This is a genomic window from Lederbergia sp. B243.17 (assembly GCF_057657925.1).
Window position 1 is genome coordinate 23138 of record NZ_JBWBKF010000027.1, and the last position, 10938, is coordinate 34075.

Consider the following 10938-nt stretch of genomic DNA (forward strand, 5'->3'; position numbering starts at 1 on the left):
CTATACTAAAAGACGGCTGTCGGGAAGTCAACGGGATTACTCAAAGTCACCCTGGTCTCAATGAATGAGGAGGAAATAAGATTCCTAAGCATCTATTTTCAACCGAGACAATGAAAGACAGATTGATATTGTATTCACAAAGTTACTAATAGTAGACAACAATGTCCAAATGTGACATTGTAACCGCTTTCCGCGAAAAATATAATAAAGGTATAAAAGGGAGGATGGATGATGAAAAAAATCTTTAGTTTATTAATTGTTCTATCTATGGGCATTTATTTAGCTGCTTGCGGAAATGAGAGTACGTCTAAAGAGAAAGATAACAAACTTGTTGTTTATTCACCTAATAGCGAAGACATTATTGATACTCTGATTCCGATGTTTGAAAAGGAGACGGGTGTGAAGGTTGAACTAATTTCAGCTGGTACTGGTGAGTTGATTAAGCGCATTCAATCAGAAAAAGAAAATCCTTATGCGGATATTATGTTTGGGGGCAGTAAGGCTCAAGCGTTAGGCTACCCGGAACTATTCGAAGAATATGTATCAAAAAATAATGAAGAGATGCTGCCGGAACATAGAAATGTAGATGGATTTTTAACACCTTATATTGCCGACGGCAGTGTATTGCTCGTTAATACAGATCTCATTGGGGATATTAAAATCGAAGGTTATGAGGATTTATTGAATCCGAAATTGAAAGGGAAAATTGCGGCAGCCGATCCTGCAAGCTCAAGTTCAGCATTCGCTCAATTGACCAATATGCTTTTGGCCATGGGGGGAGATTACGAATCAGAAAAGGGCTGGGACTACGTGTCCAAGCTGATTGAAAATCTTGACGGAAAGGTTGCAAGCGGTTCAGGTGCTGTTCATAAAGGAGTAGCAGATGGTGAATATGTTGTAGGCCTTACTTATGAAGATCCATCTGCAAGTTATGTTCGAGATGGAGCTCCAGTAGAGATTATTTATCCAAAAGAAGGAGCGGTCTTCCTTGATGCGGGTGTTGAAATTGTGAAGGGCTCCAAAAACTTGGATAATGCTAAGAAATTCGTTGACTTTATTACATCTAAAGAAGCACAAGATGCGTTTGGCATGGAACTGACAAATCGTCCGTTAAGAAGTGATGTGAAACTTGGCGACCATATGACTCCACTTGAAGAAATTCATGTAATTCAGGAGGACGAAGAATATGTTAAAGAACATAGGGATGACATTGTGAAACGCTATATTGAGGTTTTCACAGATGCCCAACAATAAATCATCATGAAGAGTTAGACAGTGGAAGGAGACTTTACAGTGAGTATTTCAATTAATTTCAGGAATGTCATTAAAAAGTACAACGATACTACCGTTATCCCCGGGCTGTCATTTGGAATCAAGAAGGGTGAATTATTCACCCTTCTTGGACCATCAGGCTGTGGAAAGACAACGTTATTAAGAATGGTTGCAGGTTTTAATAGTATAGAAGGCGGAGAGATCGCATTCGATGAAAAAATAATGAATGATATATCCCCGCAACATAGAAATATAGGAATGGTGTTTCAGAATTATGCAATTTTCCCCCATTTAACAGTTAAACAGAACGTGGCGTTTGGATTAGGAAATCGAAAAATTTCCAAAGCGGAATCAGAGCGAAGAGTTACTGAGATGTTGGAAGTTGTACAGATAAAACAATACGAGAACAGGCTTCCTGAGAATTTATCAGGGGGCCAACAGCAAAGAATTGCACTTGCAAGAGCAATCGTCATTGAGCCCAGTGTACTACTAATGGATGAGCCTTTGTCCAATCTTGATGCAAAGCTTCGGATTGACATGAGAGAAGCGATTAAGGAGATTCAGCGGAAAGTGGGCATTACGACTGTCTATGTTACCCATGATCAAGAGGAGGCGATGGCAATCTCTGACCGGATTGCGGTTATGAACTCAGGAGAGATACAGCAATTAGGAACTCCTCAAGAAATTTACCTTCGCCCCTCCAATGTATTTGTTGCGAGTTTCATAGGCAGGACGAATATTTTAGAGAGAAAAGTTAGGAAAGAAAAGGGTGTCTTTCAATTGGTTTTAGATGAGGGGTATAAGGTGAGAATCCTTCCGCTGGATAAGAATATTCACGGGGACGAATTGCCTGTAAAAGTTTCCATCAGACCAGAGGAATTTTTAATTAGTAACACAAATGAAGGAATAGATGCTACTATTTTGGACAATGTATTTTTGGGGATGAATATTCAGTACTTTGCAGAGCTAACAACTGGAGAAAAAGTACAGATTACTCAAGAGTCCACATTAAGAGACACAATAAACCCGGGGACAAAAGTAAAGCTTCAAGTAAAGGCTGATAAAATAAATGTATTTGACTTCACTAGTGAGAAAAACATTTTAGAGGGTGTTACAAATGGCATCAACTAAAAAGAAAGATATATGGACGGTCGTTACATTGGGTATCTTTTTGCTCTATATTTTGGTATTGGTTTTTCCTCTATTTACTTTGTTAAAGGAAAGCTTTAATAAAGAGGGCTCTTTTAGCCTAGCTTATTTCTATCAGTTTTTCGGAAAAAAATACTATTATAGTGCTCTCTTTAACAGTTTAAAAGTAACGATTGCTGTTACACTGTGTGCTGTTATTTTAGCAACCCCCCTTGCGTATATTATGACCACATTTAAAATTAAGGGAAAGCTGTTCTTACAAATCTTGATATTGATTTCCTCTATGGCTCCGCCCTTTATTGGTGCATATTCTTGGATTTTATTGATGGGCAGAAATGGAGTTGTAACGAATTTCATTAAAGATTACCTGCATATCAATACTCCGGATATATATGGTTTTACCGGCATCCTGATTGTGCTAACTCTGCAATTGACCCCGTTAATTTATATGTATTTAATGGGAGCCTTAAAGAGTATTGACAGCTCCTTGCTTGAAGCAGCGGAGAGCATGGGATATACAGGGATACGGAAGATGGTTAAGGTTATTATTCCCTTAATTATTCCTACCTTGTTAGCAGGTGCATTGCTAGTATTCATGCGGGCACTCGCAGATTTTGGGACACCTATGTTGATTGGAGAAGGCTATAAAACCTTGCCAGTCCTTATTTTCAATGAGTTTATCAGCGAAATGGGCGGAGAGGATGGATTTGCTGCTGCAATCAGCGTTATTGTCATTATCTTGGCTTTGTCAATTTTCCTTTTACAAAAATATATTACAAACAGAAAATCATTTTCTATGAGTGCTCTGCACCCTATTAAAGAAAAGCAGGAAAAAGGGTTGCGTAATTTTTTTGCTCATTTATATGTCTATGGCTTTTTGGCTTTGGCTATCCTTCCGCAATTGTATGTAGTTTATACGGCGTTCTTACAGACATCTGGAAGGATCTTTACAAAGGGGTACTCCTTGGATAGTTTTAGACTCGCATTCGAGCGTGGCGGAGATTCGATTCTAAATACTTTTCTACTTGGTTTTCTTGCTTTGTTCTTTGTTGTTTTAATCGCAATTTTAATTGCTTATGTTACAGTTAGAAGAAGGAATACTTTGACAAATGGGCTAGATGTTATTTCGATGGTACCCTATATTGTTCCTGGCTCTGTTTTGGGTATCGCGCTTTTGCTTTCCTTTAATAGTAAACCCTTGTTGCTAAGCGGTACTGCAGCAATCTTAGTTATTTCATTTGTAATTAGGAGACTTCCTTATACCATTCGTTCCAGTGCGGCAATTGTGCATCAAATCAGTCCTAGCGTGGAGGAAGCAGCTGCTAGTTTAGGGACGTCCAATATAAAGACGTTCTTTAAAATCACGCTGCCGATGATGCTCCCTGGGGTTATTTCGGGTGCCATTCTCAGTTGGGTGACAATAATTAGTGAGCTAAGTACATCTATTATCCTGTATACGGCCAATACGAAAACAATGACAATTGCTATTTATACAGAGGTCATTCGTGGTAATTATGGTACAGCAGCAGCACTCTCCACAATTTTGATGGCCATTACCATTTTATCGCTTTTGCTATTCTTTAAACTAACAGGAAAGAAGGAGGTTGCGATTTAATAAAGCGATAGTCCAAAAAATGATATAGCAATAATATAGACGATAGGAGTGACAGTATGAATCGAAAAAAGAGCAGTTTTAAGCAAGCGACTAAATCTCTTTTTCTAAAATACACTGTCATTCCTATTTTGTTTGTCATTATTCTATTCATCCTCTTCACGGTTTTCCTTTTCAAAGTGAAAACCGTGCATGATACCAATCAAGCTGCGGCGATTATAAAAGACGAGATTAACGGTGTATTTGAGGAATATATACAAGAAATCAACAGGATGTCAGAATCAAATGTTGTTAGGCAACTTCTTGTAACCCGAAGGAAAGGACACTTGGTATATGAGGAATTCTATAACTTTAATAATCGACAGCAAGTAAAAAGTGCCTTTTATTTAGTTGACCGTAACCATATCTTTTTAGCGTCCACCAACGGCAATGATGAAGGTATTTTAAAAGGAAATCTGTCCGGAATAAACAAAAAACCTGAAGATATATATATAGATGTAAGCCGCACAAACCTTTCACATGGGAAAACAGCCGCAATAACGTTTGGAAAAGCTGTTATCATTGAGGGCCAAATAAAGGGATATATCTTGTACAGGCTTTACGAAGAAGACCTTCAAAATCTGATTTTTGGGCACAAGGCGGATATTGTAGTGATAACGGATGAATATGACAACATTATTGTGACTTCTAATGAAGTGGTCAGGGGTTTAATGAACAAATTTAAACCTGAGTATACAGGAAAAACTACTGTAAAAGTTAAGGATATTTTATATTACGTCAAGAAATCTGAACAGAAAACAATCCCTTTTAAATTGTATACATTGACAAGTAAAAAAGGTGACCCAATCATTTGGTGGATTTATCTAGGTTTTCTTATCATAATCGGTGGATCCCTATATTTTTTATTGAAGAATTCAGCAGAGAAAATGTCGACGAAAAACGGGGAATCAATCGGGAAGCTAATGAATGCAGTTTCCCGCCTAGAAAAAGGAGACCTCAAATCATATGTTGATATAAAAACTGGTGACGAATTTGAAGTTTTTGCAGATCAATATAATTTAATGCTCGATAATCTAAATAAACTAATGGAAACCAACAAAGAATTATCAGACATAAGAAGAATCAATGAAATTAAACTTCTGCAAAGCCAATTTAATCCGCACTTTTTGTTTAATATATTAGAAACAATTAGGTATATGATGTTTGCTGATGTAGGTACAGCACAGGAAATTATTATTTCTTTATCAAGGTTGTTAAGATATAGTCTTAATAATCAAATGGACGTAGAGAAGCTTGATAAGGACTTGCAATACACAATCGATTATCTGCAGTTGCATAAACACCGATTTAACAATCGGCTAAAATATGATATTGAAATGCCTGAGGAAGCAAAGCAAGTATATGTACCTAGGCTTCTGCTGCAACCAATCATAGAAAATTCCATAAACTATGGTTATGCCAGTCAGATGGAACTGAATATTAAAATACAGGGAGAGCTTGATACAGATGTCATTAAACTGACAGTGACAGATGATGGCGGTGGAATAACAGAGAACGATCTGAAACGGATTAGAGAGCAATTGAATGCCTCACAAAATGAAGGGACTAGCATAGGGCTATACAATACCCATAGGAGAATTAAACTTCAATATGGACAAGATTATGGAATCACCATTCACAGTGAAATAGGAAAAGGCACGAAAGTTGAGATAACCATTCCAGTTCGTAAAGGTGATGAGCCACATGTATAAGATTCTAATTGTGGAAGACGAGGATATAATACGCAAGGGATTACAGTACGTGATTGATTGGACAGGCATTGATTGTCTCATTGCTGGTGAAGCGGTGAATGGGGAAGAAGGACTTGTAAAAATTTCAGATTTAAAACCGGATATTGTTCTTTTAGATGTTAATATGCCTATTTTGAATGGCATCGAAATGTTAGCAGCAGCAAAGGAAAAGCATATGTTTAGTGCTATTGTTTTATCGGGGTATGATGATTTTAATTATGTTAAAGAAGCTTTGAAACATGAGGTATGTGACTATTTGTTAAAACCAATTGTACAGAATGAGCTCATTGAAGCTATTGGAAGAGCAAAAGAAGCAATTGACAAAAGGAAAAGGTATCATGCCTTGAAGGCTAGCTTCAATGATCTGGGGTCAAATAAAATTCACAAATTACACTTGTGGGAAACAGCAACCTCCTATCAGTCGAAACATGTAAATGAAATCATTAAATATATCCAGGAGAACTATCAAGAAAAAATTAGCATTGAAGATTTGGTGCATGATTTGGACATGAGCACTACCTACTTGAATAAGAAATTCAAGGAAACTACAGGTTACACATTTAATGAGTTTTTAAACAGGTATCGCATTCAAAAAGCAATAGAAATGATAAAGGGTGGCAGGGATAAGATCTCAATGATAGCATTGGATGTTGGGTACAGCAATTATCGTTATTTCATTAAGGTCTTTAAAAAGTATACCAACTTATTGCCAAGTGACTTTATGGATAAGTGATTTTTATATAGAAAAAGCGCAAAAAATTACCCTTTACATTCCAACGTAGATTTTTTATAATGAAACCAACTGGTAATAACCACTGTTAGGAAGTAGGGAAAAGCAAAGTGGACAAAAACAGCAAGGTTCCTTTGTATTTGCAGCTGATGGAAGAACTGATCAAAAAAATTGACAAGCAGGAATATCGGGAGTCTGAGAAGCTGCCTTCTGAACGGGAGCTTTGTGACATCTATGACATGAGCCGGATAACCGTCCGCCAGGCGCTGCAAGAGCTTGAGAGGGAAGGGTATATTTACAAGCTGCACGGAAAGGGAACGTTTGTTGCCCCTAAGTCAATCAATCAGAACCTGGTGAAATTATATAGTTTTACAGAGGAAATGAAGGCGCTTGGCCGGGTTCCGTCAACAAAGGTTCTATCCTTTTCGGAAATCGCCATTGACGAGCGTCTTGCTGGTAAAATGGGCCTTGAACCGCTTGATGAGGTTTTTAAAGTGACACGGCTGCGGCTGGCGGATGATGAACCGCTTATGTATGAGACATCGTATTTGCCGAAGAAAAAGTTTCCGCGCCTGAGTGCCACCGACTTAGTGGAGCGGCCGATGTACAGCGTGTTCAACGAAGATTACCAAATCGGCGTGACAAGAGCGACGGAGCGGTTTTCTGCTGCTCTGGTCAGACCAGAGGAAGCGCACTATCTTAATATGATGAGCGATCAGCCGGCGATGCTGATCAAGCGGTTGGCTTATTGCCAGGATGATCTGATTGAATACTCGATCAGTGTGGCGAGAGGGAATAAATTTGCCTATACCGTAGAATTGCGTTAATCAACTCTATTCAGCTCCGGCTAATAGAGTTTAGTTTTAGATTAACTGGTAATGACAACATAACCACATTGAATGGAGGAACTACATTGTTCAATCTGACAGAAGAAGAGTTGAAACAGAAAAATGCATGGAATACGGCTTCTGAAATTTATCATCAGCCTGAGGTCTGGAGCCAATTGGCAAAGGATTTTTTAGTGAATCAGGAGTCTCTCAAGTCATTTGTTAAAAAGGTCTATGAAAAACACGATCACGTCCGCGTCCTGTTCACTGGAGCCGGTACATCGGCATTCGCAGGAGATACGATCGTTCCGCAGCTTCAGAACACAAAGCAGGTCTCGTTTGAGGCTGCAGCTACAACAGACATCGTCTCTAATCCTGAACAATATTTAATGAAAGAAATGCCTACGATCCTTGTCTCGTTTGCCAGAAGCGGGAACAGTCCGGAGAGCTTGGCTGCTGTAGAGCTTGGCCGGCAGATCATTGACGACTTTTATCAAGTGAACATTACTTGCAACAAAGACGGAGTCTTGGCAAAGAATTCGAGAAACGATGAGAAGAGCCTGACAATATTGACGCCCGAAAAGGCTCATGACCAAGGGTTTGCGATGACAAGCAGCTTTACGAGCATGATTTTGCTAGCCTATGCCCTTTTCTCAGGCAAGGAGTTTACAGATCAAGTCATCCGCAGTCTGGCTGCTAACGGGAAGCGTGTATTGGATTCGCTCGGCGAAAAGGTTGATGATGTCCTTGCATTTGATTTTGAGCGAATTGTCTATCTCGGCTCGGGGCTACTCGGTCAGCTTTCCCATGAGGCTGCCTTGAAGATGCTGGAGCTTTCGGCAGGACAAGTCGCTGCTATCCACGAATCCTCACTTGGTTTCCGTCACGGCCCGAAGTCGATCCTAAATGATAAAACACTTACGGTCCTCTTCATGTCGCAGAATCCGTATACAAGAAAATATGATCTCGACATATTAAGAGAATTGGCCGCAGATGAGACAAATAAAATTGTTGCGGTTACGGAACGTTCCGAGAGTGAAGTGGCGGAACTCGCCGATTGGGTCTTGGCGGTGAATGAGGAAGAATCTCCGGTACCGAATGATTTTTATCTCGCACTGCTATATGTACTTTTTCCACAGACACTAGCCCTGAAAAAATCGATTCAGCTTGGCATTACACCTGACAATCCGAGCCCGGACGGCAAAGTGAACCGCGTAGTTCAAGGTGTGACCATCTATAGCTATAAACGGGGTGAATAAATTGATTCTGACGGTCACGATGAATCCTTCCGTCGATATCGGGTATCGGCTCGATCATTTCTCCACTGATACGGTCAACCGTGTAGAAGCAGTAACGAAAACCGCCGGGGGAAAAGGGCTGAATGTGAGCAGAGTACTCCGGCAGCTGGAAGAAAAGGTGACAGCTACCGGTTTTGCAGGCGGACATCTAGGAGACTTCATCCGCAGCCAAATAACAAACAATGGCATCCAGGATGCACTTGTTTCCATTAAAGGGGAGACTAGAAATTGCATTGCCGTCTTGCATGGCGGCCAACAGACAGAAATCCTCGAAAACGGCCCGGAAATATCCCCTGAAGAAGAGGAACGATTTCTGCACGATTTTTCGGGGTTAGCGAAAAAAGCGGACATTATCACCATATCAGGTAGTCTCCCGAAAGGGTTGAACGCAAGTACATACCGGTCTCTGCTTGAAGAGGCGCAAAAACAGGGGGCGGCGGTCCTTCTTGATACAAATGGCAATCTGCTCGCTGAAACGCTGAAAAGTTCGGCGAAGCCTTATGTGATAAAGCCGAACCAGGAAGAGCTAGCAGATTTGCTCGGTACTACTGTTCATGATGAGGCTGACATCATCAGAGCGCTTGGGAACTCAGAGCTGTTTGCAGGCATCCCCTTGATTGTCGTGAGCTTAGGGGCAAAAGGAGCGCTTATTAAGCAAGGCGCTTCCTATTATCGGGCTGCCGTACCAACAGTGGACGCCAAAAATCCGGTCGGATCCGGTGATTCGGTTATCGCCGGGTTTGCGTCAGGTTTGTCACGCGGGCTGAAGGGTGAGCAACTGATCAAATACGGCCTGTCCATGGGTGTGCTGAATGCGATGGAGGAGCAAACAGGTTGCATCAATACCGAAAAAATTGGTTGGTGTATAGACCGGATCATAATAGAAAAACTAGAACTACTGCAGGGGGAGAAAAAATGAAATTAACACCTGGAAAACAAAGGGGACTAGAGGCCATATCAAATGAAAACCATCTTGTTTTTGCTACGGCAATGGACCAACGCGGCTCTTTGGGCAAGATGATTCAATCTCTTAATGAAGAAATAGGTTATGATGAGGGGCTTATTCGATTTAAAGAAGGTGTAAGTGAGGTACTCGGAAACCAGTCCTCATCTTTGCTGCTCGATCCCGAGTTTGGCTGGGAAGCCGCGGAAAAGCTGGACAGCCATATCGGCTTGATCATGGCTTATGAAAAAACAGGATACGATGCGACCGAACAAGGCCGCTTGCCGAACCTTGTCGATCACTACGCTGTTCAAGACTTGGTAAAGGGCGGAGCCAGCGCAATCAAACTCTTGGTCTATTACGATAATAAGGAAGAAGAAATATATAATAGTATAAAAAAGGCATCTATCAAGCGCGTCGGTGACGAATGCAGACAGAACGATGTATTGTTCATCCTTGAGCCGGTTTCTTACGACGCAAGCGGGCTCTCTGCCAAAGACCCAACCTTTGCAAAAAGAAAACCGGAGATTGTTGAATATTTCATGGAGGAGTTCTCTAAGCCTGAATATGGCATCGATTTATTGAAAGTGGAAGTGCCGGTTTCTATTTTCCATGTTGAAGGGCAGGATCAATACGATAACTATGAGCCTCTTTTCAGCCAAGAGGAGGCAGCAGCCGCCTACTTGAGCTGCTCACAAAAGAGCAAACTGCCGTTTATCTATCTGAGCGGCGGTGTGACCAACGAACAATTCATTGATACACTATACTTTGCAAAAGACTCGGGATCTCAATTTAACGGCTGCCTGTGCGGGCGGGCAATCTGGAAGGACGGAGTCCACTCATTTGCCGCAGAAGGAAGAGACACTTATTACTCCTGGCTTCAGACAACTGGGACAGACAATTTGAAAAGAGTTCGGGATGCGATTGAGGAGACTGCCGTGCCTTGGGATAGATGGCTGGACTGAGGAGATCCAAAAGCTCTGCACAGCAATTGTGCAGAGCTTTGTTTAGGAAAAGAAGTTTTTCAAAAAACCTCTTGCCAAGCCCTAAATAAGATGGTATATTAGTATTCGTTGCTGAAACAGCAACAACAGCAAAGCGAAAAATTAAATTGAAAAAGATGTTGACATTTGATTGTGAGCTTGCTATAATAGAAAAGTCGCCAAAAGAGCGAACGAAGTTGTTCCTTGAAAACTGAACGAAACAAACGTCAATGATTTACTTTTAAGCAAGACCAGCAAATGAGCTAACAAACTTTAATGAGAGTTTGATCCTGGCTCAGGACGAACGCTGGCGGCGTGCCTAATACATGCAAGT

General features: G+C 40.8%; 9 protein-coding genes and 1 rRNA gene. All 10 read left to right on the forward strand.

What is annotated here, in order from left to right; translation table 11 throughout:
* Positions 1 to 231: 231 nt before the first annotated feature.
* Positions 232 to 1254, forward strand: a complete 1023-nt coding sequence (locus tag AC0TWI_RS04090) for an ABC transporter substrate-binding protein (RefSeq protein WP_488125064.1) — start codon at positions 232 to 234, stop codon at positions 1252 to 1254.
* 39 nt (positions 1255 to 1293) lie between these two features.
* A complete protein-coding gene (locus AC0TWI_RS04095) occupies positions 1294 to 2403 on the forward strand; it encodes an ABC transporter ATP-binding protein (protein WP_488125065.1) in 1110 nt (369 codons plus the stop codon).
* On the forward strand, positions 2390 to 4036 hold the full coding sequence (locus AC0TWI_RS04100; RefSeq protein WP_488125066.1) for an ABC transporter permease: 1647 nt from the start codon (positions 2390 to 2392) through the stop codon (positions 4034 to 4036). The genes AC0TWI_RS04095 and AC0TWI_RS04100 overlap by 14 nt, the downstream gene beginning before the upstream one ends.
* Positions 4037 to 4092: 56 nt before the next feature.
* Entirely contained in the window at positions 4093 to 5784 is a 1692-nt protein-coding gene (locus tag AC0TWI_RS04105) for a sensor histidine kinase (RefSeq protein ID WP_488125067.1), read from the forward strand.
* On the forward strand, positions 5777 to 6556 hold the full coding sequence (locus AC0TWI_RS04110) for a response regulator transcription factor (protein WP_488125068.1): 780 nt from the start codon (positions 5777 to 5779) through the stop codon (positions 6554 to 6556). Before AC0TWI_RS04105 ends, AC0TWI_RS04110 begins: the two co-directional genes overlap by 8 nt.
* Positions 6557 to 6663: 107 nt before the next feature.
* Positions 6664 to 7380: a GntR family transcriptional regulator gene (locus AC0TWI_RS04115; protein WP_488125069.1), complete on the forward strand. Its 717-nt coding sequence runs from the start codon at positions 6664 to 6666 to the stop codon at positions 7378 to 7380.
* An 86-nt stretch (positions 7381 to 7466) separates the two neighbouring features.
* Positions 7467 to 8639, forward strand: coding sequence for an SIS domain-containing protein (locus AC0TWI_RS04120; protein WP_488125070.1), 1173 nt, complete (start codon positions 7467 to 7469; stop codon positions 8637 to 8639).
* Positions 8632 to 9597 carry a hexose kinase gene (locus tag AC0TWI_RS04125; protein ID WP_488125071.1) on the forward strand — a complete coding sequence of 322 codons (966 nt, stop codon included), beginning with the start codon at positions 8632 to 8634 and terminating at the stop codon, positions 9595 to 9597. The genes AC0TWI_RS04120 and AC0TWI_RS04125 overlap by 8 nt, the downstream gene beginning before the upstream one ends.
* Complete coding sequence (locus tag AC0TWI_RS04130) at positions 9594 to 10586, forward strand: tagatose 1,6-diphosphate aldolase (RefSeq protein WP_488125072.1); 993 nt, start codon at positions 9594 to 9596, stop codon at positions 10584 to 10586. Before AC0TWI_RS04125 ends, AC0TWI_RS04130 begins: the two co-directional genes overlap by 4 nt.
* 290 nt (positions 10587 to 10876) lie before the next feature.
* Positions 10877 to 10938, forward strand: a 16S ribosomal RNA gene (locus tag AC0TWI_RS04135); the annotation flags it as partial.